Below are 25954 nucleotides of genomic sequence, written 5' to 3'. Positions count from 1 at the left end.
TCAACGCACCCTAACTGTGTCATATTGGATAATCAATATTGGATCCAAAATACGGAGCTGGGACATGCATCCTTCCGCCCTCTTCGCCATCGACGGCCTGCTCACCGACGAGGAGCGCGACATCCGCCAGACCGTCCGGCAGGTGTGCGACCGGGAGATCCGGCCGTACGTCGCCGACTGGTTCGAGGCGGGCGCGCTGCCCGCCCGCGAGCTGGCCCGCTCGCTCGGCTCCGTCGGCGCCCTCGGCATGCACCTGGACGGGTACGGCTGCGCGGGCCTCGGCGCCGTCGCCTACGGCCTGGCCTGCCTGGAGCTGGAAGCGGCCGACTCCGGTCTGCGCAGCCTGGTGTCTGTGCAGGGCTCGCTGGCCATGTACGCGATCTGGAAGTACGGCAGCGAGGAGCAGAAGCGGGAGTGGCTGCCCGCGATGGCCGCCGGGGAGCGCATCGGCTGCTTCGGCCTCACCGAGCCCGACTTCGGCTCCGACCCGGCGGGCATGCGGACCACGGCCAAGCGGGACGGCTCCGACTGGGTGCTGAACGGCACCAAGATGTGGATCACCAACGGCTCGGTGTCCGACGTGGCCGTGGTCTGGGCGCGGGCCGAGGAGGGCATCCGCGGCTTCCTGGTGCCCGCGGGCACGCCGGGCTTCGCCGTACACGATCTCAAGCGGAAGGTCTCCCTGCGCGCCAGCGTGACGAGCGAGCTGGTGCTGGATGGTGTACGCCTTCCGGAAGAGGCGATGCTGCCCGGCGCCCGCGGCCTGTCCGGGCCGCTCGGCTGCCTGAACGAGGCCCGGTTCGGCATCGTGTTCGGCGCGATGGGCGCGGCGCTCGACTGCCTGGAAACCGCGCTCTCCTACGCGGCCGAGCGGGAGATCTTCGCCCGGCCGCTCGCCTCCTTCCAGCTCACCCAGGAGAAGCTCGCCGACATGGCGCTGGAGCTGGGCAAGGGCCTGCTGCTGGCGGTGCATCTCGGACGGCTGAAGGAGCGCGGCGAGCTCACCCCCGAGCAGGTGAGCGCCGGCAAGCTGAACAACGTGCGCGAGGCCCTCGACATCGCCCGGACGTGCCGCACGCTGCTCGGCGCGAGCGGCATCACCCTGGAGTACCCGGTGATCAGGCACGCGGTCAACCTGGAGTCCGTGCTGACCTACGAGGGCACCTCGGAGATCCACACGCTGGTCCTGGGCAAGGCGCTGACCGGCGTGCCCGCGTTCCACTGACGGGGCTCAGAAGGTCTGCCAGGTCGAGGCGGTGACCTGGCAGAGCCTGCCCTTGTGCACCCGCATCTCGGCCGCGGCCACGTCCAGGCTGATCACCGCGAGCGTCTCCCAGCGCTGATCCAGCGGGAGCGCCGGGTCGGCGTGCGCGCACACGGGCGCCACAGGCGCGTGGCAGGTCATCGCCCGCGCCCTGGCCGTGGCGTCCGGGTCGCCCAGCTCGCCGGTCCGCTCCTCCAGATGTTCGAGCCTGGCGTACGTGCCCGGCCGCTCGGTGCCCAGCCGCTCCCCCGCGCTCAGCCCGCCGTCCAGGAAGTGGTTGGCGTGCAGCAGTACGCCGGCGGTGTCCGCCTCGACGACCGCGACGCCGTCCGGGCAGATCTCCAGCGACCTGGCCCCCTCCGCCGTGACCACGGTGATGACCGTGGACGCGGACGTCTTCGCCGATCTGGCGATCTCAGTGGCCTGCTCCAGGGTGGCGGCCTCGTCCAGGATCCGGCGCGCGACGACGTGCACGGGCACGCCGACGTTCGCGTGGTCCGACTCGTGGCGCAGGATGTTGAAGTGCGCGCCCAGGCCCGCGCTGTTCACGCCGATCTTGGCCAGCACCCCGAACTCGGTGAAGGTGCGTACCTTGTGCCCTTCGCGCGGCTCGTACGCCCACAGCACCGGCGCGTCGCGCAGGTGGTCGTGCCAGTCCCAGGTCTGTGTCGTGCGCGGGGGCAGCCCGCCGCCGAGCACGACGGCGGTGGAGCACTCGCCCTCGCCGTCGTGGCGCAGCGCGGCCAGGATCTCGGTCCGCGCGTTGACGACGGCGACCTGCCAGTCCGCCAGGCCGCAGCCCGCCGCGATGCCGCCGATCTCCTCGGCCAGCCCAGGCGCCCACGCGGCCGTGCTGTCGAGCGCCCGCTCGCCGAGCTCTCTGACCCGCCCGTGACTCGCGCCGCTCACCTCGAACAGCCGCAGATATCCGTCGAGGTTGGCGTGTACGGCCTCGCGCCAGCGGGCGCCGAACTGCCGTCCCCGTCCCGCCGCGTCGAGGCAGGTGGAGGTGTAGGAGGGAAACGTCGTCATCTGGGGGCTACCTCGTCCATCAGTGCCGCGACGGCGGCGTCCGCGTCGCGGCGGACCCGGTGTCGCTGCTCGTCGTCCTTGTCCTGGCTCAGCTTGAACACGCTCTGCTCGGCCGTGACCCGCACCCGGAAGGCCGCCACGCCGGGCACGAGCTTGGCGAAGCGCTCCTCTGAGGCCGGGCTGGGCCGCCAGCTGGGCGTCCGTGACGACTCCAGCTCCGCCACCGTGCGCCGTACCACGTCCAGGGGGTCGGGGTACGGCTCGATCAGGCCGGTCAGGTGGACGGCCGCGTAGTCCCACGTCGGTACGGCGGGATCGACCGCGTAGCTGGTCGGCGAGACGTAGCCATGCGCGGCGGAGAAGACCACGAGCACCTCAGGCGCTTCAGAGGAGGGCGGGTCCCAGGCGTGCCACTGCGGGTTGACCCTGGCCATGTGGCCGAGCAGCGTCGCGCCCACGAACGTGGACTCGCCGCCGCTCTCCACGATGACGGGCACGTGGCTGGCCACGGGCACGCCGCCGGTCGCGGTGATCACGAGCGCGAACGGGTTCGTCCGCACCAGCCGCGCCACGTGCGCGTGGTCCGGCGCCGCGAAACGCGGGAAGCTGTACATTCCTCCTACTCCACGCTGCTCAGGATGGCGTCCCAGGCGATCTCCGACGCCAGGGCGCCCAGCCCGGCGGGCTTGAGGCCGCCCAGGTCCACCTCGTCGGTGGTCAGCGCGAACAGCACGTCACCGTCGTTCTGGGTGTGGAACGGCTGGATGCCCCGGTGCATCGAGCCGTGCACCTGACGGCTCAGCTGGGTGAGCTCGACGTCGTGCAGCCGTACGTTCGTCACCAGGACCGTCAGCGTGGTGTTGCCCATGACGGCCGGCGCGTCCGACGCGATCGCGTAGTCCACGCTCGGGTGACGCCTGGCGTCCTCGTCGGCATGGTAGTTGCCGCGCAGGATCGTCCCGTCGCGGCCGACGACCACGCCCACGGAGTTGACCACCGTCGCCACCAGGACCTTGACCGCCCCGAAGGTGCCGAAGGCGGCGCCCTGCCCGGCGAACTCGGCCCTCGCGAAGTCGACCTTGCCCGCGCTGGCGCTGCGTCCGGCGCCGCACCGCCCCACCGGGAACTCGCCCTCGACGGCGGCGCGCAGCGCGGCGCGGCCCAGCGGCCCGTCGGGGTGCACGGCGTTGTCCCGCGGGGAGAAGTCGTAGATCACCGCACCCGAGACGAGCTGCAGCTCGTCCCACTTGGTCTGGTTGCTCCGCCGGGCCAGCAGTTCCTCGCTCACCCCGGCCACCGCCGACATCCCGTACACCGACCCGCCGGTCAGGCAGATGGCATGGTTGTAGTCGTAGCCACCGCTCAGGCCCACCGCGCCGCCGCGGGCGTCCACGGCGGTCCGCGCGCCCGCCGGGACGTGCACGACGGTGCAGCCGGTGGGCCCCTCGCCGTACTCCGCCGTGCCGACGAACACGCCGGGCAGGTCGAACGCGACCGAGCCGCGCCCTGGGCTGGGCTGCGGGGTCAGCGGGAGGTCGGAGTTACCGGGCACGCCGGCGGCGAAGGCCGACACGGGAGCGAGGGTCACAGGGACTCCAGGAGTTGTCGCGAGTACGGATGTTCGGGGGCGGAGTAGAAGGTGGCGGCGTCGGCGGTCTCGACGACCTCGCCGCCGCGCATGACGGCGATCCGGTCGGCCACGTAGCGGACGGCGCCCAGGTCATGGGAGATGAACAGCGCGGCGAAGCCGTACTCCGTCTGCAGGTCCTTGAGCAGGTTGAGGATCTGCACCTGGACGGAGACGTCCAGGGCGCTGACGGCCTCGTCGAAGACGATGAAGCTCGGCCGGGTGATCAGCGCGCGGGCGATCGACACCCGCTGCCGCTGGCCACCTGACAGCTCGTGCGGGTAGCGGTCGGCGAAGCCGGCCTCCAGGCCGACCTGTTCGAGCGCCTCGGGTACCAGGTCACCGGCGGCCTTCCCGAGTACGGCGAGTGGCTCGGCAACGCTCTGCCCGATGCGCATCCGGGGGTTCAGCGACCAGTGCGGGTGCTGGAGCACGGCCTGCATCCGCCCGGCCAGGTCCTTGCGCCGCCGGGGGAAGGGGCGGCCGTCGAACCTGACCGTGCCGGTGGTGGGCCGTTGCAAGCCGAGCGCGACCCGGCTGGTGGTCGTCTTGCCCGAGCCGGACTCGCCTACCAGGCCGAGCGTCTCGCCCTCGGCGACGGAGAGCGAGACGCCGCGCATGGCGTCCAGCCGGGTACGGCGCAGCGGCGGGCCGGTGGTGAAGGAGACCGTGACGTCGGTGAGATCGAGGATCACGCGATCACCTCCAGTTCGGCGGCCCGGTGGCAGAGCACGTCCTTGGCGCCGACGCGGACCGGTTCGGGGCGCTCGGTGGCGCAGCGGTCCTCGGCGAAGGGGCAGCGGGGCGCGAACGCGCAGCCGGGTGAGGGACCGGTCAGGACCGGCGGGCGGCCCGGCACCGGCTCCAGCCGTACCCCGGGAACGGCCACGGCGGGGGCCGATCTGGCCAGGGCGGCGGTGTAGGGGTGCACGGGATCGCCGAGAACGTCGGCCGCCGGGCCGCTCTCCACGACGCGCCCGGCGTACATGACCGCCACGCGGTCGCACCTGCGGGCGACGGCCGGCAGGTCGTGGCTGAGCCAGACGATGCTCGTGCCCGCCTGCCGGGCCAGCGCGAACACCACGTTCAGCACTTCTTCGCGTACCTGGCTGTCGAGCGAGGCGGTCGGCTCGTCGGCGACCAGCAACTCGGGCGAGGCGGCCATGGCCAGCGCGATGGCCACCCGCTGGGCCATGCCGCCGGACAGCTGGTGGGGGTAGGCGGTGGCCACGCGCGGGTCGTCGAGCTTGACCCGCTCCAGGTGAAAGGCCACCTGAGCCTGTAGCCCCGCACGCCCGTCGGGACCCTGGGGGCCTTGGCGGCCTTCACGCCCGTCCGGCCTCTCGGAGCCGTCGCGCCCGGAGCGCCCGTCGCGGCCGTGTGCGCGGAGGACGAGCCGGAGTTGGGCGCCGACCCGCATGGTCGGGTCGAGCGAGGCGATCGGGTCCTGGAAGACGAAGCCGAGCCGCTGCCTGCGCAGCCGCCGCAACGCGGCGGGCGGCAGGTCCAGCACCGGCTCACCGGCCACGCGTACCGAACCGGCGGCCACCACCGCCTGGCGGGGCAGCAGGCGGCCGATCGCCGCGCCGAGCGTGGACTTGCCCGACCCGCTCTCGCCCACCACCCCGACGGCCTCGCCCGCCGCCACGCGCAGGTCGGCGCCGTCGAGGGCGCGGGCCGTCCCGTAGTCGACCTCCAGGCCGTCCACTTCGAGCAGCGCGCTCATATCAGTGACCTCGTCTCCCTCGGCTCGAACCGGTCGCGCAGCCCGTCGCCCAGCACGTTGATGGACAGGATGGCGAGCACCAGCACGACGCCGGGCCCGATGATCAGCCAGGGGGCGGCCATCATGTACGTGCCACCCTGGCGGATCAGCACCCCGAGCGACGCCTGCGGCGGTTGCACGCCGAAGCCGAGGAAGCTCAGGCCGCCCTCGACCGAGATGCCGACCGACAGCGCGTAGGTGCCCTGGACCGCGATGGTGCCGGCCACGTTCGGGAGTACGTGACGGCCGAGGATGCGGGGCAGTCCCGCGCCGCTGATGGCCGCCGCGGTCACGTAGTCGCGTTCGGCCACGGCGACGGCGGCGGCGCGTACGAGCCGGGTCATCAGCGGGATCGTGACCAGCACGATGCTGGCCACGGCCGCTAGCTGACCGGGCCCGGCGACGGCCGCCACCAGGATCGCCAGGACGATGGCGGGGAAGGAGTAGAGCAGCTCCACCACCCGCATGATCAGCTCGTTCAGGTAGCCGCCCCGGTATCCGGCCAGGATGCCGAAGCCCGCGCTGAGGGCGGCGGTCACCAGGACGGCGGCCGAGGAGAGCAGCAGCGTGGTGCCGACGCCCTCCATAATGCGCGGCAGCATCGAGCGGCCCAGGTTGTCAGTGCCCAGCCACCAGCCGGGACCCGGCGGCCGCAGCCGCGGGCCCACGATCGCGTCGGGGTCTCCCCCGGCGTGTACGAGCGAGCCGAGCGCGACCAGGACGAGCAGCAGCAGGCAGCCCAGGCCGGTCAGCGACAACGGATCGAGCCGCCTGGACCTCTTCACCCGCGCGGTCCTGTTCACGCGCGCCTCCCGAGTCTCGGGTCGACCAGGCCGACGAGCAGGTCTATCAGGACGTTCATCACGATGAACACGGTGGCCGCCAGCAGCACGCCCGCCTGCACGACCGCGTAGTCCCTGCGCCCCACCGCCTGGACGACGTACGAGCCGATGCCCGGCAGGTTGAACAGGTACTCCACGATCAGCGCGCCGCCGAGGAGGTAGGCGGTGATCGTCGCGGTGAGCGTCAGCACGGGCCCGGCCGCGTTGCGCAGGATGTGGTGCCGGACGATGAACCACGGCGTCTCACCCCGGGCGACGGCGGCCGTGACGTGCGGCTCGACCAGCACGTTCAGCACGGCGTCGCGGGTGGTCCTGGCCGTCGCCGAGATGGCGAAGATCGACAGCACCGCGGCGGGCAGCAGGTAGCCGCTGGTCTGCAGGCCGTACCGGGAGACCACGAACACCACCAGGCTGCCCAGCGCGAACTCGGGGACGCTCACGCCCAGCCCGCTCAGCAGCCGTCCCGCCGCGCCGCCGCCTCCGGGGCGGGCGCGCAGCGCGGTCAGCACGCCGAGCGGCACCCCCGCCAGTACGGCGGCGGCGACGGCGAACAGCGTGAGCTGGGCCGTCACCGGAAGCCGGGCCCACAGCTCGGCCGCGACCGGCTGCCTGCTGATCATCGAGGTGCCGAAGTCCCCGGTGCCGACCGCGGCCAGCCAGTGCCCGTACTGGGCGAACACCGACTGGTCGAGCCCGTACCTGGCGGCCAGTTCGGCCTTCTGCGCGGGCGTGGCGAACGGGCCCAGGATCGTCTCGGCGAAGCCGCCCGGCATCAGCCGCAGCGCCGCGAAGATCAGGACGGAGATGCCGAGGAGGGTGACGGCCGAGCTCAGCGCCCGGCCCGCCCACCACAGCAGGAGCCGCATCGTCAGCCCTTCTTGACCCGGGCGTCGGCGACCAGCCGGAGCAGGTTGCCGTAGCCCTCGGTGGCGTACAGGCTCGGGCTGACCGCGTCGGCGCGATAGGCGATCGTGGCCGGGCGGGTGACCAGCGGGATCATCTGCGCGTCGGTGTCCACCTTGGCGCACACCGCGGCCAGCGCCTTGTCGCGCTCGGCGCCCGACGGGGTCTCCGTCGCGGCGGTGATCAGCGTGTTGAGGTCCTTGTCGGCCTGCATGAAGCCCGCGTTGAAGCCGGCGACGTCGGGGTTCCACCAGGTGGTGACCATGCCGGGGTCGGCGTATCCGGCGAACCACGACAGCGCGGCGTCGAACGTCGCGGGCACCTTGCCGTACACCTTGCCCGCCCAGCTCGCCTCGTCCATCTGCTCGATCTTGACGGTGACGCCGGCCTGCTGGAGGTTCTGCTGGATCACCTGGGCGACGGCGGGGGCCGGCTCGGTGGAGTAGATGCTGAGCGTGAACGACAGGTTCGCGACGCCCGCCTGGGCGAGCAGTTCCTTGGCCTTCGCGGCGCCGCCGGCGGTGGCCGAGGGGAGCGTGGCCGGGTCGCAGGCGCCGGGCAGGCCGGCGGGGGTGACGCCGGTGGGCTTGCCCTGGCCGCCGAGGGCCACTTCGGCCATCTGCTTGCGGTCCAGCGCCATGTTCAGCGCCTGGCGGACCCGGGGATCGGCGAACTTGGGGTTCTTGGAGTTGAGCATCAGGTAGTAGAAGTCGGTGGTGGCCTGGGTGGCGACCTTGACGTTCGCGGCGCCGGCCAGCATCGCGGCGGAGTCGACGTTGCCCAGGGCGGCCAGGGCGGAGCTGCCGTTCTGCACGGCGGCGACGCGGGCGGCCTCCTCGGGCGCGATCGTGACGGTCAGGCTGTCGGCGGCCGGCTTTCCCTTGTCCCAGTAATGCTCATTGCGGGCGAAATTCCAGGACACGTCCTGGCGGTGTGCCTGCACCTTGAACGGCCCGGTGCCCAGCATCTCCTTGGCCGGGTCGAGCGTCTTCGCCTCGATCTCCTTCATCGGCAGGATCGCGGCCGGCACGTTGGCGAGCGCCGCCAGGAACGGCGTGTACGGCTTGGCCAGCGTGACCTTGACCGTGGCCGCGTCGACCTTGGTCACCTTCTCGACCGGGCCGAGCTGCCCCCGCCACACCGACTTGGCGGCCAGCAGCCGCTTCAGGCTGCCCACCACGTCGTCGGCGGTCATCTGCCTGCCGTTGGAGAAGGCGACGCCCTTGCGCAGGTGGAACACGTACGTGGTCGGATCGGGGTTGTCCCAGCTCTCGGCGAGCCGCGGCTGCGGGCTGAAGTCGGGCCCCACGGTGACCAGCGTCTCGTAGACCAGCGACATCAGCTGCCAGGAGGTGGCCACGTCGGCGAGCTGCGGGTCGAGCCCGGTCGCCGCGCCGCTGTCGATGTGCACCGCGACGTTGAGCGCGCCGCCCGCGGGCAGCTTGCCGTCGGCCACGGCCAGGTAGCCGGGGGCGGCGGCCGAGCCGGTCGCCGCGGTGCCCGGCGGGGCCGCTTCCGTGCCGCCGCCGCAGGCGGAGGTGGCCAACACGACCGCCGCGACGCTACCGGCCAGTCTGTATCGCATGACGCCTCATCTCTAGTGACAGGAGCCCTGGCTGCTCGGCGGGACGTCGAGCGTGGGGTTGCGATCGAAGAACCCGACGGGCTTCAGGGTGAACCCGCACGTGTCGACGGGCATGATCGGCCAGTCTTCGGTACGGGGGAAATGGGTCAGCCCGAACGTGTGCCACAGCACGATGTCCTGGCCGTCGATGTCGCGGTCCGCGGCCGTGTACGCGGGCAGCCCGGCGCCACCCGGATGCTGATTGACCAGGTCACCAGCCGGATAGCGCTCCCGGGGATGGTACCTGGTGACCCAGAGATGGCTGGTGGCGAACTCCGCCCTGGCGCGAATCGAGGAGTTCTCGTGGGCGAGCAGGGTGGGCAGGCCCTCGGGGTACAGCGCGTAGCCGACGGGCTCGCCCAGGCGGTTGGTCACCTCCGGGTTGACCACGTGCCAGGTGCGGCCCGTGGCCAGGTCGGCGTCGCGCCGGCCCTCCGCTTCGGTGCGCAGCCGGGTGGCCTTGCGGCCGAAGGCGTTGCCGTACGGGTTGCGCTCGTCCATGGGCAGGCGTACGACCTCCACCTCGTCCACCGCGTTGGCCGGGCCGTCGACCATCATGTCCAGCCGCGCGGAGAACAGGTGCTGGTGGTAGGGCGCCGCCAGCCCCGGCGCCACCTGCGAGCCGTACGGCGCGGCCCGCTCGTCGTAGGCGCCGGTGAACACGATGCCGGTGGCTTTGACCTCCAGCTCGATGGTGCCGTCGAGGTAGAGGTACCAGTAGAAGCCGTAGTCGTAGTTGCCGACGGTGACGAAGAAGGAGATCACCAGCCGCCGCTGCCTGCGCGTCTCGCGGGAGTCGTTGGCCGGGTCGGTGTGCTTCCACAGCACGCCGTAGTCCTCTTCGTGCATGCAGATCGCGTTCGGCAGCACCTTGGGCGAGCCGTCGCCGCCGGTGACGGTGACGTCGAAGTAGGTGATCTCGCCCAGGCAGTCGCAGCCCAGCTCCAGCGCGTTGGCCAGCTTGCCGAGCTGGTATTCGCCGGTGTCGAAGTAGTTCTGCCAGAACCGGACCGGGCTCGGGTCCCCGTAGGGCACCAGCATCTCGGCCACCGACGCCCGGTAGACGATGGGCCGGCCGTCGAAGCCGATCTGGTGCAGGACCAGGCCCTCGCGCATGTCGTAGCCGAGGCGGACGTTCCACTTCTCCCAGGTGACGAGATTGCCGTCGATGCCGAAGCTGGGGCCCTCCGGCTGGGTGATGTGGATCGGGCGCTGACTGGTACGGTGCTCGCGCTCCAGGTGGTAGTCGCCCGCCTCGGCGGGGATGGGCAGCACGCCGGTGTCGACGATCTCGATCACCACGCCCTTGAGCAGGTCGACGAAGGCCACCAGGCCGTCGATCGGGTGCGCCCAGGGCAGGCTCTCCTCGGTCGGGCGCAGGTGGGCCAGCACGCGGGCGATCCGCCTGCCCTCCTCGCCCGGCAGGCCGTAGCTACCCGCCGACAGGGCGGCGAGCCACACCAGGGCCGTGTCGTCCAGGCCGCGCCGGGCCAGCGCCGCGGCCCAGCCGGCGTCGGCGCCGAGCACCCGCCTGACCAGCTCGTGCTCCTCGTCCAGCATGGGGACTTGGCCGTCGGTGATCGGGTCGATCGGTCGGCGCTCCACCACGTGCCCCTCGGTGAGCGAGACGACCACGTCCTGCGCCTGCTCGCTCGCCAGGTCGAGCACGAGGGCGCGGGCCCGCCGGGCAGCGGGCGCCTCGCCGAGCACGTCCTCCTTCGGGGGCTCCTCGATCCCGAGGTAGGCCACCCGGCCGGTGGCGGCCAGCACTCCGTCGTCCGCCATGATCCGCCTGGCGTCCTCGATCTCCTGCGCACTGAGCGGGTCGAGCGGATGCGACCGCTCCCCGACCCCGAGAACCCGCCGTCCAGCTGCCATCCGGCTTTCCGCCCCTTTCTTGCCGGAACGTTCCGGCATGCGGGCCAACATACTTCCGCCTCAGGACGAGGACAAGACCTTTCGCCAGGTCGATACATGGCGGAAACAGATCAACGGTGGCGCTAGCATCAGGGCGTGCGCGCAGACGAGCCGGCCACTATCCTCACGGTCGCCAAGACGGCAGGGGTCTCCAAGACGACCGCGTCCGACGCGCTCAGGGGCTCCGGCCGGGTGTCGGAGGAGACCAGGGCCAGGGTGATGGAGGCCGCCGACGCGCTCGGCTACGTACCCAACGGGTCGGCCAGGCACCTGCGCCGGGCGAGCACCGGCACCATCGGCCTGCACGTGCCGGAGGTGCTCACCCGCTCGTCCTACTACATGTCGTTCGTGTTCGGGGTCGTGCAGGGGGCGGCCGACAACGACTACGACGTCACGCTGATCACCTCGGGCCGCCGCACCCCGCGCGTCGACGGCCTCGTGCTCGGCGACCCCCTGGGCGACGACCCGATCGTGGCCAAGCTCATGGACACCGGCCTGCCCACGGTCACCTGCGAACGCTTCACCGGCACCGGCCGGGCCGACGGCGTGGTCCGCTCCGAACACGCCGAGATGCTGGGCCGCCTGATGGACCACCTGCGCGCCTCCGGCGCGACCCGTCCCGCGCTCATCGTGGCCGGCGACGTGAGTGACTGGGCCGCCTCCGTACACCGGGGGTTCCGCGACTGGTGCGTCCGGCACGACGTGGACCCGCTGGTCCGTACGGTCCCCTTCGACTGCTCGGCGGGCGAGGTCCACGAGACCGCCCGCGAGCTGCTGGCGCTGGAGCCGCGCATCGACGCGCTGGTGTGCGGGCCCGCCGGATCGGCCACGGACCTGCTGCCGCTCCTGCGCGAGGAGGGCCGCGACCTGCTCCGCCGTGAAGACGACGGCGACCCGCGTCGCGAGGGGGGTCGCCACCTGCTGCTCGCGTCGTGCGTCGACAGCCCCGCCATGCAACTGGCCGACCCGCCCATCACCGCCATCGACCTGCGTCCCAGAGAGGCGGGGGTACGATGCGCGGAGCTGCTCTTCGACCTGCTGTCGGGCACGGCTCCGGCGGGGACGGAGCGGATCCACCCCATCGAGCTCACCCTGCGAGCCTCCACGCGGGGTTCATGACGCGCCTTCGGCATCGTGGACGACCAGGGCGAGCTGGACCCGGTTGTCCAGAGCCGCCTTGGTGAGAATGCGCGAGATGTAGCCCTTGACCGTGCCGACGCTCATGTGCAGCTCGGCGGCGATGACCGCGTTGGGCTTGCCCTGCCCCACCGCCAGCGCGACCTCACGCTCCCGCTCGCTGAGCCGCGCCAGCACCGTCCGGGCGTCGGCCCGGCGACGGCTCTCCTCCTCAGGCACCAGGTGGGCGATCAGCCGCCGGGTGACGCTCGGGGACAGGATCGGCTCGCCGTCCACGACCCGGCGGATGGCATCGACGATCCCCTCCGGCGGGGTGTCCTTGAGCAGGAACCCGCCGGCCCCCGCCCGCAGCGCCTTGAACACGTGCTCGTCGGCGTCGAACGTGGTGAGCACGACCACCTCGGGCGCCTGGGGCCGGCTACGCAGCCGCCGGGTCGCCTCGATGCCGTCGAGGCCGGGCATCCGGATGTCCATCAGCACCACGTCGGGAGCGTGCGCGTCGACCGCGGCCACCACCTCCCCGCCATCGGCCACCGCCCCCACCACCTGGAGGTCGGCCGCGCCTTTGAGCATCAACGCCAGACCGGCGCGGACGAGCGCGTCGTCGTCGACGATCAGCACCCGGATCGACGGCCGGGACGGCGGCGATTGCCGCGTGGGTGGCTGCTGTGGCGGCGGCTCAGTCACACGGGCCATGGTAACCAGGCCACCAGCCGGAACCCCCCGCCCGCCACTGGCCCGCACGCCAACCGCCCACCCGCCAACTCCGCCCGCTCCGCCAACCCGGCCAGCCCCGCCCCCGCCCCGGTCGTCCCGAGATCCGCCCCTGACGCCAGCGCTTCGAGCGCACCGGTATCCCCGGGACCCGCATCGGCCCCCGGCCGCCCCACATCACCGGCTGACCCCGCGTCCGGGCCGAATGAAGTCGTTCCGCCGGGCGGCGCATTGTGTACCTCGACCCGCAGCTCGGCACCCGCCGTACCGGAGATGACGACCGTGACCGGCTGGCCGGGCGCGTGCTTGCGCGCGTTCGTGAGCCCCTCCTGGACGATGCGGTAAGCGGCGCGCCCGGTGACCTCCGGCAAGTCGGCCAGCCGGAGCCCGTGATCGCGCAGCTCGACCCGCATCCCGGCGCTCCGGGACTCCGCCACGAGCGACGCGAGATCCGGGCGGCCGGGCGACAGCGAACCGTCATCGGACGGGGGCGCCTCGCGAAGCACCGAGATCACCGCCCGCAGCTCCTCCAGCGCCAGCCGCGCGCTCGACCGGATCACCCCCGCCGCGTCGGCCACCTCCCCCGGCGTGGCGTCCGCGTTGAACTCCAGCGCCCCCGCGTGCACCGCCAGCAACGACAGCCGGTGGGCGAGCACGTCGTGCATCTCCCGTGCGATGCCGATCCGCTCGGCCCGGCGCGCCTCTTCGGCGCGCAGCCGCTGGTCGGCCTCGGCCCGGCGGGCCCGCTCGGCCAGCGACAGCACCAGCTCCCGCCGGGTGCGCGCCAGCATCCCCCAGCCGGTCAGCGCGCCGCCGAACAGCACCCCCACCAACGCCCACACCGGATAGGGCGCCAGCCCCGGCGGCCGCCAGGCGAACCTGCCCAGCGTCGCGGCCACCCCCGCCACCCCCACCGCGATCGCGGCGGGCGGCTTCCGGTGGAGGGCCACGATCAGCGTGGCGATCCCGGCCGCCACCGAGGCGGCCGCGGCGGGCACCGACAGCGCGATGACGGCCAGCCCCACGCTCACCGGCCACCTGCGGCACAACCACAGCCCCGCGCAGGCCAGAGCGCCGCCCGCCACATCGGCCACCAGATACCAGCCCGGCGTGCCGCCCGTCAGATCACCCCAGACGACCCCGACCGCGCCGGCGAGCGCGAGGATGAACCCACCCGCCCCGACCACCCAGTCGCGCCGCGACCGAATCCAGCCGGGCCGTACGTCTTCCGCACCGGCCACGAACATGACCGCTGATGCTAGCCCGCCACCGACCCGTGCGTAAGCAACCAAAGTCACTGCCGGAAGACGACCAAGGCTGCCATGGAGCGGTCTTCCGGCAGCAGCGGTGATCACCCGTCGCGCGGCACCGTGGCCGCATGACCACAACAGACTCCAGCGGACGCCGCCGGTGGGCCGCGCTGCTGCTCGCGGTGATCACCCCGCTCGTCGCCGAGCTCACCCTGGGCAACCCACCCCTGAGCCAGATCTGGTTGATGCTCCTGTGGGTGCCGATCTACGGCGCGGGCACCGTGCTGATCCGCGAGCTGGTACGCCGGCGCGGCGCGGGCTGGCTCTCGATCCTGCTGCTCGGGCTCGCGTACGGCATCGTCGAGGAGGGCCTGGCGTTGCAGGCGCTCAGCAGCCCCACCCTGTACGGCGTCGCCGGGTGGGCGCCCAGGATCCTCGGGCTGAACAGCGCGTACACCGAGCTCAACCTCCCCTACCACGCCGTGTTCAGTGTGGCGCTGCCGATCCTGCTGGTCGACCTGGTGTTCCCAGGTCTGCGGGACCGGCCGTATCTGAAGCGGACCGGCCTGGTGGTGACCGGGGTGGTGTTCGTGCTGGGCGGGGTGCTGCTGCGGGTGAGCGTGACGAGCTTCATCGACCCTGGCTACCAGGCGCCGGTCCCGGTGGTGGCAGGCTGCCTGGCGGCCGTGGCGCTGCTCGCGGTGCTGGCACTGCGCGTCGTCCCCCGCGCCTCGCACCCGCTTCCCGGCGTATCACAGACCGCCCGGCGCTCATCGGCTCCGGCTACCGGTACGGGCGCGGTGCCCGGTTCGTGGACCGTGGCGGTTTTCGGGGGGATCGTCGCGTTCGGCTATCTCGCGCTCCTGTTCCCCTTCGGCGGCGCCACGCAGCCCGCCTTCACCCGGGGCAACTGGGTGGTGGTGCCGATGCTGGCCGCCGCGGCCCTCGCGGTGCTCGCGTGGTGGCTGGTCCGCCGCTGGACGACGAGCGGCGCGTGGTCGGACCGGCACAGCCTCGCGCTGGCCGGCGGGGCGCTGGTGGCGCACACCGCTTTCGGAGTGCTGGCCAACGCCGCGACCCTCACCGAGCGAGCCGAACTGACGGCGCTCGGACTGGTCATGATCGGCCTGCTGGCACTGCTCGGCCGCGGGGGGCGACGATGCGCGACGACATGATCACGTAATGCGTGGCGAACATGGCCTCTTCGGCGGGGCCGCGTCAGGTGAAGCTGCCGAGAATGGTGCCGAAGTCCAGCATCTCCGGCACCGGCTCCTGCCCGGTGGCGGCCCGCACCTCGCCGTAGAGCGCGCCGATGTGGTGAACGACCGCCCGTCGCACCCCCGCCGGATCCCGTTTGGCCAGCGCGGCCAGCATCGCCCGGTGGTGCGGGTCGAACCGCTCGTCCGCCCGGCCCAGGGCGAGCGTGTGCGCGCGGAACTCGGCCATCTGCGGCACCAGCGCCAGGTACATCTGCAGCAGCAGGTCGTTGTGCGCGGCCCGGATCAGGCTCTCGTGCACCAGCTCGTCGGTGCCCACCAGCACGTCGAGGTCGCCCTTGCGGCGGGCCGCCTCGTGCTCGCGGCAGCGGGCGGCCATGGCGTCGATGTCGGCCTGGGTGGCGCGGACACAGGCCAGGCCCGCCGCGGCCAGCTCCAGCCCGATCCGCACCTCCAGCACCTCGGCGATGGCCGGCCCCTCGGTGGCGCTCCAGCGCGCGAACTGCGGGGTCGGCTCCGGCTCGGTGCGATGCCGGACGAAGGTGCCCCGGCCCCGCACGACCTCGACCACGCCGAGCGTGTGGAGCTTGCGGATGGCCTCGCGCAGCGAGCTGCGCCCGACCTGGAACTGGCGGGCCAGCTCCGGCTCCGAGGGCAGTTGGTCGCCCGGCCGCAGAGCACCGGAGTCGATCTCGGCCAGGAGCTGCTCGGCGATCACGTCGGGCAGCGGGGTGCGAGCCAGCGGCTCGTACCGGGCACTCTCACGGGTCTGCTCGGCGCTCACGCCGAGCATTCTGCCATAAACGTTGACTGATGTCAGACAACAGACTAGCTTGCCGAACTATCCCGAGGAGGAACCACCAGAGCAGAGGTGATCGCATGATCAAGGTGGGTGTGCGCTTCCCGCCGTGCGGACGAGCGGACCAGGTCGCCGAGGAGGTGCGGCGCGCCGAGCGCAACGGTTTCGACGTGGCCTGGATCGCCGACTCGCAGCTCCTCTGGCGCGACGTGTACGCGGTGATGGCTGTGGCCGCGACCCGCACCGACCGCATCGGCCTGGCCACCGCCGTGACGAACGTCGTCACCCGCCACCCGACCGTGGTGGCCTCCGGCATCAACACGGTCGCGGAGCTGGCGCCCGGCCGCGTCGTGCTGGGGCTGGGCACGGGTGACAGCTCGGTGAAGCCGCTGGGTATCCGCCCCACCACGCGGGCCGAGCTCCGCTCGGCGATCGGCGAGATCCGCACGCTGCTGAGCGGGCAGGAGCAGGTGTACGGCGAGCGGCGGCTACGGCTGCGTGACGCCGGGGGCGCGGTGCCCGTGCACATCGCGGCGAGCGGACCGCGCACGCTGGGGTTGGCCGGACAGATCGCCGACGGCGTGGTCACGCTGGCCGGCATCTCGCCGGAGACCCTCGGCCAGACGATGAAGGCGGCGCGGGCCGGCCTCGCCGGGTCCGGCAGGGCCTTCGAATTCACCGCCGGCGCCTTCTGCAAGGTCACCGACGACCTCGAACGCGACGCGGCCGTGCTGAAGCCGATCTGCCTGCACATGGCGACCATCGGCGGTCAGGACTTCCTGCGCGTCGCGGGCATCGAGCTGGCGCCGCCGCCGCACGTGCCCGAGGTCTATCCGGACATGGTGCACGCCGAGGACTGGAAGCTGGCGATCGAGCACGCCTCGAAGTGGGTGACCGACGAGATGGCGGTTCGGTTCGCGCGGACGTTCTGCCTGTTCGGCACCGTGGACGACATCGTGGAGCGGGCCAGGCGCGCGGTCGAGCTGGGCGTGACGGGCTTCTACCTGCGGCACGTCGGCAATTACTCACTGCCGAGCGAGCTGATCGAGAGTTTCGGCGGCGACGTGCTCCCCCGCCTGCGCGCTCTCGAAGGGACAGCTCGGTGACCGGCGAATACGTCGTGGACGCCCTGGCGGCGCTGGCCCGCGTGCCCTCCGCCGTGCCCCTGGGCGCCGAGACGCTCATCGCCCCCGACCACCCGACGCTCGTGCGTTACGTTCAGGACCACCTGCGGCCGGCGTTCCTGGAGGTGGGCGCCGACGACATCATCGACCTGCCGCTCAACCAGTTCGCCGTACGGCTGGGCGACGGCCGGGGTCCGACACTGGCCCTCATGGCGTACACGCCGACCCAGCACCACAACCTGATGGCCGATCCGTGGTCGGGCGACATCCGCACCCTCGACGGCGAGCCGTACCTGTTCGGCCAGGGGGTCACGCAGAACAAAGCGCATCAGGCGTGCCTGCTGGACCTGGCCCGCTGGATCGTGGCCGAGAACGTACCGCTCCACGGCACCCTGCTGCTCTGCGTCAACAACGAGGGACGCAGCAGCCACGACTGCTCGCGAGCCATCCTGGACGCGCTGCCGAAGACCCCTGACTTGGTCATCCAGCTCTTCTGCACCGGGTTCGAGGTGTCGATCGGCAATCGGGGCCGGGTCGACGTGCTCGTCGAGATCGAGGGCAGGACGGCGCACTCCTCGGCTCCGCCGGGCAGCGGCAGAGTGATCGACACGGCCGCCGACGTCGTCGTCAAGCTCCGCGAACTCGACGCGAAAGCCCAGAGCGAGAAACACCCCGAACTGGGGCACGAGCAGGTCGTGCCGTACCTGGTGAGCTACGAGCCGCTGGCCCCGCACACCCTGCCCGGCTCGGCGCGGATCACCGTGGACCGGCGGCTGCTGCCCGGCACCGATCCCGAAGACGCCGCCCTGGAGATCGCCCAGGCGTTGAAAGGGGTGGCGGGTGGCTGCGACATCGCCGTCCGGCCCGGCGTCACGATGCTGCCCGCCTACCTTCCGCCTGAGAGGCGAGCCGTGCTCGACGCGCTCGACGGCGCGATCCGTGCCCGCCTGGGCGAGCCCCGGCACACCGTCTACGGCGGCTCGTTCGACGCGGGCGGGCCGGCCGAGCGCGGCATCCCCACCGTCATGTTCGGCGTGCCCGAGGAGGGCGACCTGCTCGGCGACGACTACGTGCGACTGTCGGCCGTACGCGACGAAGCCGCCATCCTGCGTGACACCGTCACTCGCTTCCTGGAGGCGTGAACCATGGCAACAAGCTCCACCAGGGTCGTCCTGGCCAGCCTCGCCGGGACGACGATCGAGTGGTACGAGTTCTTCATCTACGGCACCGCCGCCGTCCTGGTCTTCGACAAGCTGTTCTTCCCCAGCTACGACGACCTGGTCGGGACGCTGCTGTCGCTGTCGACGTTCGCGCTGGCGTTCGTGGCAAGGCCGATCGGCGGCGCCCTGTTCGGGCACTTCGGCGACCGGCTCGGCCGCAAGTCCATGCTGGTCGTCACCCTCTGCCTGATGGGCGGAGCGACGCTCTGCATCGGCCTGCTGCCCACCTACGACTCCATCGGCGTGGCCGCCCCGATCCTGCTCGTGCTGCTGCGCGTGGTGCAGGGCCTGTCGCTGGGCGGCGAGTACGGCGGGGCCGTGCTGATGAGCGTCGAGCACGCGGCTCGCTCCCGGCGCGGCTTCTTCGGCGCCCTGGTGAACACCGGCGCGGCCTGGGGACTGCTGCTGGCCAACCTGGTCTTCCTGCTCACCTCGCGGCTGTCCGACGACGCCTTCCTCACCTGGGGCTGGCGGGTGCCGTTCCTGCTCAGCGCGGTCCTGGTCGGCTTCGGCCTGCTCATCCGGCTCAAACTGGCGGAGAGCCCGGACTTCCAGGAGGTCAAGCAGCGCGGCGAGGTCAGGAAGGCGCCGCTGGCCGAGGTGCTGTCCCAGCACTGGCGCCGGGTGATCCTCATGTGCCTGGCCTACATCCCGGCCGGCGCCACGTTCTACATCGCCACCGTCTACTCGCTCGGCTACGGCGAGAAGAAGCTCGGTCTGGACCGGGACATGATCCTTCAGCTGGTGCTGCTGGTCAACGTGTTCACCATCGCCGCCATTCCGTTCTTCGGCTGGCTGTCGGACCGGGTGGACCGCAAGAAGATCTTCTGGGTGAGCATCATCGGGATGGCGGCACTGCCGTACGTGTGGTTCTCCGCCTTCCAGAGCGGATCCTTCGGAGTGATGCTGCTCGGCTTCCTCGCGCTGTTCATCCCGTACGCCGCCAATTACGGCACGATGCCGACGTTCTTCGCGCACGTCTTCCCGCCCGAGGTGCGCTACACCGGCATGTCGGTCGGCTACACGCTGGGCACCGTGTTCGGCAGCGGCCTCGCCCCGATCATCGCCACCTGGCTGTACGACTCCACCGGCACCTCGACGTCGATCGCGCTCTACATGACCGCGGCCGGGCTGGTCGGGGCGGTGGCCACGCTGTTCCTGTCCGAGCGGGCCGCCGATCCCGAGCGGGCGGGCGAAGCGGGACGGGTGACGGCGTGACGGCGTTCCTCACGGCCGGCGACCTGCGGCACGCCTGCGAGCTGAAGGCCGCCCATCCGAACGCCACGCTGATCGCGGGCGGCACGGACGTCATGGTCGGGCTCAACTTCGGGCATACGGCTCCGTCCAAGCTGCTCGACGTCAGCCGCGTGCCCGAGCTTCAGGAGTGGTCCCGCGACGGCGACACGGTGCGGCTCGGCGCGGGTGTGCCGTACACACGGATCGTCGGCGAGCTGGGCGGCCCGCTGCCGGGACTGGCGCGGGCGGCGCGCACGATCGGCTCCGCGCAGATCCGCAACCGGGCCACCGTCGGCGGGAACCTCGGCACGGCCTCGCCCGCCGGTGACGCGCTGCCGCCGCTGCTGGCGGCGCGCGCCTCCATCGAACTCGCCTCGCCGCGCGGTGTCCGTCATGTTCCGGCCCGTGACTTCTTCCTCGGCCCCGGGCGTTCGGTGCTGGCCGAGGAAGAGATCGTGGCGGCGGTGCGGGTGCCGGCGGCGACGGGGCCCGAGCAGTTCGCCAAGCTCGGGCCGCGCAACGCCATGGTGATCGCGGTCGCGTCCGTGGCGCTCACGCTGGATCCGGTACGGCGCCGCGTCGGCTGCGCCGTCGGGTCGGCGGCTCCGACTCCGGTCGCCGCCCCGGCCGCCGAGGAGTTCGCCGCCGCCGAGCTCGACTGGGACGGCGGCCGCGAACCGCCTGCCCCGGTCGCCGCCCGGTTCGCCGCACTCGTGGCGGACGCGACCGCACCCATCGACGATGTCCGGGCCAGTGCCGATTACCGCCGGCACGCGGTCGCCGTACTCGCCCGCCGTACCCTCGCGTGGGCCTGGCAGGAATACCGGAGGAGCTGACCGATGCGGGTCGATCTGGAGGTGAACGGGGTTCACCAGAGCCTCGACGGAGTGACGCCGGGCGAGAGCCTGCTTTACCTGCTACGCGAACGGGTGGGGCTGCCCGGCTCCAAGAACGCCTGCGAGCAGGGGGAATGCGGCTCCTGCACGGTCTACCTCGACGGGACGGCCGTGTGCGCCTGCCTGGTGGCCGCCGGGCAGGCGCGCGGCTCGGCGGTGGTGACCGTCGAAGGGCTGGCCGACGGCGAGGAGCTGCACCCGGTGCAGCGGGCGTTCGTGGACGCGGGCGCCGTGCAGTGCGGGTTCTGCACGCCGGGGCTGGTGGTCGCCGTGCATGACCTGCTGGCCCGCTCCGCCGACCCCGGCGAGCCGGAGATCCGCGAGGCCCTCGCGGGCAACCTCTGCCGCTGCACGGGGTACGAGAAGATCTTCGACGCCGTACGGCTGGCGGCGGGGCGAGCGCGATGACCACGACACTGCACGCGACCGAGCGTCAGGGCGTGGGCGAGTCCGCACGCCGGCCCGACGCCGTCTCCAAGGTGCGCGGCGACTTCGCCTTCTCCTCCGACCTGTGGCACGACCGGATGGTGTGGGGCGCGACCGTCCGCAGCCCGCACCCGCACGCGCGCCTGCTGTCCATCGACCCGGCTGGAGCGCTCGAACTGCCCGGCGTGCACGCGGTGCTCACCGCCGCCGACGTGCCCGGCCGCAACCGCTACGGGCTCGAACGCCGCGACCAGCCCGTACTCGCCGAGGACCGGGTCCGCTACATCGGCGAGCCCGTCGCCGTCGTCGCCGCCGACACCCCCGAGCTGGCCCGCCGCGCCGCCGCCCTCATCCGGGTCTCCTACGCGGAGCTGCCCGCGCTGACCGACCCCGAGACGGCGATGACGGGCCCGGTCCTGCACGAGGGTGGGAACCTGGTCAAACACCTGCGCATCCGGCGCGGCACGGTGGCCGAGGCCGACGTGGTCGTGACGGGCGAGTATGAGGTGGGAATGCAGGACCAGGCATTCCTCGGGCCCGAGTCGTGCCTGGCCGTGCCCGGCGAGGACGCCGGGGTGGACTTGTACTGCTCGACGCAGTGGCTGCACGTCGACCAGGACCAGCTCGCGGAGTGCCTGGCCCTGCCGAAGGACCGGGTGCGGCTGACGCTGGCCGGGGTCGGCGGGGCGTTCGGCGGGCGCGAGGACCTCAGCGTGCAGGCCCACGCCTGCCTGCTGGCGCTGCGGCTCGGGCGGCCGGTGAAGATGAGCTACAGCCGCGAGGAGTCCTTCGCCGGCCACGTGCACCGCCACCCCGCCCGGATGCGCTACGAGCACGGCGCCACCCGCGACGGGAAGCTGCTGTACGTCAAGGCCGACATCCTGCTCGACGGCGGCGCCTACGCCTCCACCTCGGCCGCCGTGACCGGGAACGCGGGCTGCTTCGCCACCGGCCCCTACGAGGTCCCGGCCGTCGAGGTCGACTGCCGATCGGTCTACACGAACAACCCGCCCGCCGGGGCGATGCGCGGCTTCGGCGCCGTGCAGGTGTGCTTCGGCCACGAGTCGCAGATGGACCGGCTGGCGGCGGCGCTCGGCATGGACCCGGTGGAGCTGCGCTTGCGCAACGCGGTCGGCACCGGGTCCGTGATGGCGACCGGGCAGCGGGTCGAGGGGCCCGCGCCGGTGGCCGAGCTGCTGCGCCGAGTCGCCGCCAAGCCCCTCCCACCGCCTCCCGGCGAGCTGCTCCCCGGCGGGACCTCGAACTCCACGCGCGCCGAAGGGCTGCGGCGCGGCGTGGGGTACGGCGTGTCGGTGAAGAACATCTGCAAGTCCGCCGGGTACGACGACTTCGGCACGGCCAGGGTCCGGGTGTTCGCGCACGACGGAGAGGTGTTCGCCGAGGTGCACACGGCCGCGGCCGAGGTCGGCCAGGGGCTGGTGACGGTGCAGGCGCAGATCGCGCGGACCGAGCTGGCGCTCGAGCGGGTCACGGTCCTGCCCGCCGACACGGCCGTCGGCGACGCCGGGACCTCCTCGGCCTCGCGGCAGACATGGATGTCGGGCGGTGCCGTGCGGGCGGCCTGCGCGGCCGTACGGGCCAGGCTGCTGGAACGGGCGGCGGCGCTGCTCGGCGAGCCCGTCGAGGCGCTCGCGTACGGCGGCGAGGCGTCGGCGGCGGCCGCGGTGTCGGCGGCGTCAGGTCGTGCCGTCACCCTCGCGGACCTGCTGGCCGCGGCGGACGTCGACGAGACCGCGGTCTTCCGCCACCGCCGCACGCGAGCGCTGGACCCGGAGACCGGTCAGGGCGATGCCCACGTCGCGTACGCCTTCGCCGCGCACCGGGCCGTCGTCGACGTGGACCCCGAGCTCGGCTCCGTGCGCGTCGTGGAGATCGCCTGCGCCCAGGACGTCGGCAAAGCGATCAACCCGGCCGCCGTCGAAGGGCAGATGCACGGAGGCATCGCGCAGGGGCTCGGGCTGGCCCTGATGGAGGAGGTCCTGGTGCGTGACGGGCGGATTCTCAACCCGTCGTTCACCGACTACCTGATCCCGACCACCATGGACATGCCGCCCACCGTGCTCGACATCCTCGAACTCCCGCGCCCCGACTCACCGTACGGGCTCACCGGAGTGGGCGAGCCGCCGCTGCTGTCGGCGCCGGCGGCCATCGCGGCGGCGATCAGGGACGCGATCGGCGGCGCGCTCGACCGGATCCCGGCCACGCCGGAGGCCGTCGCGCGCGCGGCGAACCGGTTCCCCTGACCGCGCGACGCGGCGAGCGGCTGATCGGCCACCTCGAGGTTGTACCGAAGGTCGCGCGGGCGCTGGACGGCCACGGCCTGCGCCTGCGCGACGACCACGATGACGGCACCACGGTCAGCGGGGACGGCTCACCGAGATGGCGGGCGACGGCCGGCGGGGTCGTGAAGTCGTCGAGGAGGAGCCGATCTCCAGCTGGAAGGTGCCCGGCTCGACGGCCCAGCGGCCCGCCGCGACGTCCCAGTGCTCGAAAGCGCGCCGCCGGACGGTCACCGTCACCGCGACCTCCTCACCGGGGGCCGCGTCGACCGTGGCGAACCCGGCCAGCCAGCGCCGGGGGCGCTCGACGGCACTGTCGGGGCGGCTCGCGTACACCTGCACGACCTCACGCCCGGGCCTGTCACCGGCGTTCCGCACGCGAACGGTGACCTCGCCCGCCGCACCGTCATCGACGTTGCGGACCTCCGCGGCGCCGTACTCCCAGGTCGTGTAGCCGAGGCCGTGGCCGAAGGGGTACAGGGCCTCGATCTGGCCGCGGTAGCCGATCGCCGGGCCCTCGTCGTAGGCGAGCACGCCATCGACCGGCTGCGTGGCGGCGTGGTCGCCCTCGTGGAGAGGCCATGAGGTGGGCAGCCGCCCGCCGGGCTCCACCCGGCCGAGCAGTACGTCGGCCAGCGCGTTGCCGTACTCCTGCCCGGGGAACCACGTGAGCAGGACCGCGGCGACCTCCTCGTGCCAGGGCAGCAGGACGGGGGCGCCGGAGTTGACCACGACGATCGTGCGCGGGTTCGCGGCGGCGACGCGGCGGACGAGGTCGTCCTGCCGCCCAGGCAGCGCGAGGCTCGTCCGATCGAACCCCTCGCTCTCGACCTCCTCGTTGGTGCCCACGACCACCACGGCGACGTCGGCGGCGCGGGCCAGCGCGACGGCCCGCTCGATCTCCTCCTCATCCGTGCCGTGCGGCGTCTGCAGGTTGAGCTGGAGCGCGGGGCCGGGCAGCCCGCCTTCCGTGCGCTCGCGATCATGTACCAGCGTGACCTCGACGCTCTCACCCGCCGCGAGCCGGACGGGGTGGGTCCGCTGCGGCGGCGTCAGCATGGCCTCGACCATGTCGGCGCCCGGCGGCAGCGTGAGCACGGCGTCGTAAGCCTCCTCACCCGCGACGAGGAGGCGGTGCCGGCCGAGGCCGGAGGAGCCGATCAGGTACGTACCCGCCTCCGTAGCCCTGATCAGGGCACGGACCTCGATCGCGGCGAGCCGCTCCGGCACGACCCCCTCCGGGTAGGAGCCCATCACCCAGTTGAACGCGCCCCCGTCGCGCCGCTCCACCGCGAGCACGGAACCGTTCTCGTCGAGGTATCTCACCTCAGCGCCATGATCCGTACCGTCGGGCAGGCGGAGCCAGGGAGCCCGCGCGATCGGCGTGCGGGTGTGCGCGACGACGCCGATGGCGTGCGTCACCTCGACACCGTCGCCGACCGCCGCCCGCAGGCCGTCCAGCGGGGAGACCGTGTACGGCGGGAACACGGTGGCGCTCCCACCGCCCAGGGTCCTGGCGACCTCCGCGTTGGGTCCCAGGACGGCGATCCCGCGCAGCTCGGCGGGGGCGAGCGGCAGCGCCCCACCCTCGTTACGAACCAGTACGAACCCGGCGGCCGCCGTGGCACGCACTTCGGCCGCGACCCGCTCCTCCGTGTACGCCGCGCCGGCAGCGGCGCCGGCGGTGTCGGCGGTTTCGTTGTCCAGGGCGCCGACCCGGGCGGCCAGGCGGAGGATGCGCAGCACCTTCTCGTCGACGGCCGACTCCGGAACCGTGCCCGCCCGTACCGCCGCCACCAGCGCCTCGCCCCACGGACCCGACGGCCCGGGCATCACCAGGTCGAGCGCCGCGTTGCCGGCCGCCGCCGTCGAACGGGTGGCGAACCAGTCGGACATCACGACCCCGTCGAACCCCCACTCGTCCCGCAGGACGTCCTGCAGCAGCGGGTGCTCGGTCATGGTCGCGCCGTTCACACCGTTGTAGGCGGCCATCACCGCCCACACCTCGCCCTCCCGGACGATGGCCTCGAAGGGCGCCAGGTAGAGCTCGCGCAGCGTCCGCTCGTCCACCCGGGCGTCGAGGGTCATCCGCTGGGTCTCGGAGTCGTTGGCGACGAAGTGCTTGACCGTCGCGCCCACTCCCCCGCCCTGCACGCCCCGTACGTACGCGACGCCGATCCTGGCCGTCAGCAGCGGGTCCTCGCTGAAGCACTCGAAGTGGCGCCCGCCGTACGGGGACCTGTGCAGGTTGACCGTGGGGGCGAGCAGGACGTCCACCCCCTTGCGCCGCGACTCGGCGGCCAGCAGGCGGCCGATCGCCTCGACGCGGGTCTCGTCCCAGGTGGCGGCGAGGGCGGTGGGCGAGGGCACGTTCACGGAGGTGTCGCGCTCGTCCCAGATCTCGCCGCGGACACCGGCCGGGCCGTCCGAGACGACCAGCCGGCGCAGGCCGACGGCGGGTTCCGGGTGGAGCGACCAGAAGTCGGCACCGGTGAGCAGCCTCACCTTCCGCTCCAGGGGAAGGGCGGCGACAAGGCTTTCCAGCTTCATGAGGGGTCCCTGAGCTCGGGGGTAACGGCCGTCAGCACGTCTTTCACTCCCACTACTGATACGTAGAAGTGAGACGTATCCGTAAACGTAGCCGCAGCCCCGAGAGGAGCA

At 72.5% G+C, this 25954-nt stretch carries 22 protein-coding genes; 9 read left to right on the top strand and 13 right to left on the bottom strand.

All coding sequences use genetic code 11. From position 1 onward, the window contains the following. Positions 1-64: 64 nt before the first annotated feature. A complete protein-coding gene (locus AB0C30_RS36400) occupies positions 65-1225 on the top strand; it encodes an acyl-CoA dehydrogenase family protein (RefSeq protein WP_357952699.1) in 1161 nt (386 codons plus the stop codon). Positions 1226-1231: 6 nt separating this feature from the next. Here the strand turns inward: AB0C30_RS36400 and AB0C30_RS36395 are convergent, their stop codons facing one another. From AB0C30_RS36395 to AB0C30_RS36355, 9 genes are read right to left on the bottom strand one after another with little or no spacing between them, the layout of a single operon-like run. Then, on the bottom strand, positions 1232-2296 hold the full coding sequence (locus AB0C30_RS36395; RefSeq protein WP_357952698.1) for a C45 family peptidase: 1065 nt from the start codon (positions 2294-2296) through the stop codon (positions 1232-1234). Continuing rightward, a complete protein-coding gene (locus tag AB0C30_RS36390) occupies positions 2293-2910 on the bottom strand; it encodes an FMN-binding negative transcriptional regulator (RefSeq protein ID WP_357952697.1) in 618 nt (205 codons plus the stop codon). The genes AB0C30_RS36395 and AB0C30_RS36390 overlap by 4 nt, the downstream gene beginning before the upstream one ends. A gap of 5 nt (positions 2911-2915) precedes the next feature. Further along, positions 2916-3884: a P1 family peptidase gene (locus AB0C30_RS36385; RefSeq protein ID WP_357952696.1), complete on the bottom strand. Its 969-nt coding sequence runs from the start codon at positions 3882-3884 to the stop codon at positions 2916-2918. Further along, positions 3881-4618: an ABC transporter ATP-binding protein gene (locus AB0C30_RS36380; protein ID WP_357952695.1), complete on the bottom strand. Its 738-nt coding sequence runs from the start codon at positions 4616-4618 to the stop codon at positions 3881-3883. Before AB0C30_RS36380 ends, AB0C30_RS36385 begins: the two co-directional genes overlap by 4 nt. After that, positions 4615-5649 carry an ABC transporter ATP-binding protein gene (locus tag AB0C30_RS36375; protein WP_357952694.1) on the bottom strand — a complete coding sequence of 345 codons (1035 nt, stop codon included), beginning with the start codon at positions 5647-5649 and terminating at the stop codon, positions 4615-4617. Before AB0C30_RS36375 ends, AB0C30_RS36380 begins: the two co-directional genes overlap by 4 nt. Then, a complete protein-coding gene (locus AB0C30_RS36370) occupies positions 5646-6491 on the bottom strand; it encodes an ABC transporter permease (protein ID WP_357952693.1) in 846 nt (281 codons plus the stop codon). Before AB0C30_RS36370 ends, AB0C30_RS36375 begins: the two co-directional genes overlap by 4 nt. Then, the gene (locus AB0C30_RS36365; protein ID WP_357952692.1) at positions 6488-7396 is read right to left on the bottom strand and encodes an ABC transporter permease; all 909 of its coding nucleotides are present in this window, start codon (positions 7394-7396) and stop codon (positions 6488-6490) included. Before AB0C30_RS36365 ends, AB0C30_RS36370 begins: the two co-directional genes overlap by 4 nt. Positions 7397-7398: 2 nt before the next feature. Further along, a complete protein-coding gene (locus AB0C30_RS36360) occupies positions 7399-9018 on the bottom strand; it encodes an ABC transporter substrate-binding protein (RefSeq protein ID WP_357952691.1) in 1620 nt (539 codons plus the stop codon). Positions 9019-9030: 12 nt separating this feature from the next. Next, entirely contained in the window at positions 9031-10974 is a 1944-nt protein-coding gene (locus AB0C30_RS36355) for a primary-amine oxidase (RefSeq protein ID WP_357952690.1), read from the bottom strand. Between the two features lie 96 nt (positions 10975-11070). On the opposite strand from AB0C30_RS36355, the gene AB0C30_RS36350 reads away from it, so the two are divergent. Beyond that, positions 11071-12093, top strand: a complete 1023-nt coding sequence (locus tag AB0C30_RS36350) for a LacI family DNA-binding transcriptional regulator (protein WP_357952689.1) — start codon at positions 11071-11073, stop codon at positions 12091-12093. Here the strand turns inward: AB0C30_RS36350 and AB0C30_RS36345 are convergent. Next, on the bottom strand, positions 12088-12798 hold the full coding sequence (locus tag AB0C30_RS36345) for a response regulator transcription factor (RefSeq protein ID WP_357952688.1): 711 nt from the start codon (positions 12796-12798) through the stop codon (positions 12088-12090). The genes AB0C30_RS36350 and AB0C30_RS36345 overlap by 6 nt on opposite strands. After that, positions 12795-14072 carry a histidine kinase gene (locus AB0C30_RS36340; protein WP_357952687.1) on the bottom strand — a complete coding sequence of 426 codons (1278 nt, stop codon included), beginning with the start codon at positions 14070-14072 and terminating at the stop codon, positions 12795-12797. Before AB0C30_RS36340 ends, AB0C30_RS36345 begins: the two co-directional genes overlap by 4 nt. Positions 14073-14203: 131 nt before the next feature. On the opposite strand from AB0C30_RS36340, the gene AB0C30_RS36335 reads away from it, so the two are divergent. Then, positions 14204-15250, top strand: coding sequence for a hypothetical protein (locus AB0C30_RS36335; protein ID WP_357952686.1), 1047 nt, complete (start codon positions 14204-14206; stop codon positions 15248-15250). A gap of 43 nt (positions 15251-15293) precedes the next feature. Here AB0C30_RS36335 and AB0C30_RS36330 read toward each other — a convergent pair whose 3' ends face one another. After that, positions 15294-16076 (bottom strand): FadR/GntR family transcriptional regulator, encoded by a 783-nt coding sequence (locus AB0C30_RS36330; RefSeq protein WP_357952685.1) that lies wholly within the window; start codon positions 16074-16076, stop codon positions 15294-15296. Positions 16077-16171: 95 nt separating this feature from the next. Between AB0C30_RS36330 and AB0C30_RS36325 the strand changes: the two genes are divergently transcribed. The 6 genes from AB0C30_RS36325 to pucD are packed head-to-tail and all read left to right on the top strand — an operon-like array spanning position 16172 to position 23257. Next, complete coding sequence (locus AB0C30_RS36325) at positions 16172-17197, top strand: LLM class flavin-dependent oxidoreductase (RefSeq protein ID WP_357952684.1); 1026 nt, start codon at positions 16172-16174, stop codon at positions 17195-17197. Beyond that, on the top strand, positions 17194-18357 hold the full coding sequence (locus tag AB0C30_RS36320) for a peptidase dimerization domain-containing protein (protein WP_357952683.1): 1164 nt from the start codon (positions 17194-17196) through the stop codon (positions 18355-18357). The genes AB0C30_RS36325 and AB0C30_RS36320 overlap by 4 nt, the downstream gene beginning before the upstream one ends. 3 nt (positions 18358-18360) lie before the next feature. Beyond that, positions 18361-19653 (top strand): MFS transporter, encoded by a 1293-nt coding sequence (locus tag AB0C30_RS36315; RefSeq protein ID WP_357952682.1) that lies wholly within the window; start codon positions 18361-18363, stop codon positions 19651-19653. Next, entirely contained in the window at positions 19650-20507 is an 858-nt protein-coding gene (locus tag AB0C30_RS36310; RefSeq protein ID WP_357952681.1) for an FAD binding domain-containing protein, read from the top strand. The genes AB0C30_RS36315 and AB0C30_RS36310 overlap by 4 nt, the downstream gene beginning before the upstream one ends. 3 nt (positions 20508-20510) lie before the next feature. Beyond that, positions 20511-20975: a (2Fe-2S)-binding protein gene (locus AB0C30_RS36305; RefSeq protein WP_357952680.1), complete on the top strand. Its 465-nt coding sequence runs from the start codon at positions 20511-20513 to the stop codon at positions 20973-20975. Beyond that, positions 20972-23257: a xanthine dehydrogenase subunit D gene (gene pucD, locus AB0C30_RS36300; protein WP_357952679.1), complete on the top strand. Its 2286-nt coding sequence runs from the start codon at positions 20972-20974 to the stop codon at positions 23255-23257. Before AB0C30_RS36305 ends, pucD begins: the two co-directional genes overlap by 4 nt. Before the next feature lie 114 nt (positions 23258-23371). Here the strand turns inward: pucD and AB0C30_RS36295 are convergent, their stop codons facing one another. Next, on the bottom strand, positions 23372-25843 hold the full coding sequence (locus AB0C30_RS36295) for a glycoside hydrolase family 3 C-terminal domain-containing protein (RefSeq protein WP_357952677.1): 2472 nt from the start codon (positions 25841-25843) through the stop codon (positions 23372-23374). Between the last annotated feature and the right edge of the window lie 111 nt (positions 25844-25954).

The sequence above is a fragment of the Nonomuraea sp. NPDC048901 genome, from assembly GCF_040649695.1.
Lineage (GTDB): Bacteria > Actinomycetota > Actinomycetes > Streptosporangiales > Streptosporangiaceae > Nonomuraea.
The sequence above is the reverse complement of the archived record's forward strand: the minus strand, read 5'-3'. Positions and strand labels throughout refer to the sequence as shown.

Coding starts and splice junctions, on each gene's coding strand:
- AB0C30_RS36395 (WP_357952698.1), bottom strand. CDS start 2,296: ATGACGACGTTTCCCTCCTACACCTCCACCTGCCTCGACGCGGCGGGA.
- AB0C30_RS36335 (WP_357952686.1), top strand. CDS start 14,204: ATGACCACAACAGACTCCAGCGGACGCCGCCGGTGGGCCGCGCTGCTG.
- AB0C30_RS36295 (WP_357952677.1), bottom strand. CDS start 25,843: ATGAAGCTGGAAAGCCTTGTCGCCGCCCTTCCCCTGGAGCGGAAGGTG.
- AB0C30_RS36325 (WP_357952684.1), top strand. CDS start 16,172: ATGATCAAGGTGGGTGTGCGCTTCCCGCCGTGCGGACGAGCGGACCAG.
- AB0C30_RS36355 (WP_357952690.1), bottom strand. CDS start 10,974: ATGCCGGAACGTTCCGGCAAGAAAGGGGCGGAAAGCCGGATGGCAGCT.
- pucD (WP_357952679.1), top strand. CDS start 20,972: ATGACCACGACACTGCACGCGACCGAGCGTCAGGGCGTGGGCGAGTCC.
- AB0C30_RS36340 (WP_357952687.1), bottom strand. CDS start 14,072: ATGTTCGTGGCCGGTGCGGAAGACGTACGGCCCGGCTGGATTCGGTCG.
- AB0C30_RS36365 (WP_357952692.1), bottom strand. CDS start 7,396: ATGCGGCTCCTGCTGTGGTGGGCGGGCCGGGCGCTGAGCTCGGCCGTC.
- AB0C30_RS36390 (WP_357952697.1), bottom strand. CDS start 2,910: ATGTACAGCTTCCCGCGTTTCGCGGCGCCGGACCACGCGCACGTGGCG.
- AB0C30_RS36305 (WP_357952680.1), top strand. CDS start 20,511: ATGCGGGTCGATCTGGAGGTGAACGGGGTTCACCAGAGCCTCGACGGA.
- AB0C30_RS36360 (WP_357952691.1), bottom strand. CDS start 9,018: ATGCGATACAGACTGGCCGGTAGCGTCGCGGCGGTCGTGTTGGCCACC.
- AB0C30_RS36375 (WP_357952694.1), bottom strand. CDS start 5,649: ATGAGCGCGCTGCTCGAAGTGGACGGCCTGGAGGTCGACTACGGGACG.
- AB0C30_RS36400 (WP_357952699.1), top strand. CDS start 65: ATGCATCCTTCCGCCCTCTTCGCCATCGACGGCCTGCTCACCGACGAG.
- AB0C30_RS36315 (WP_357952682.1), top strand. CDS start 18,361: ATGGCAACAAGCTCCACCAGGGTCGTCCTGGCCAGCCTCGCCGGGACG.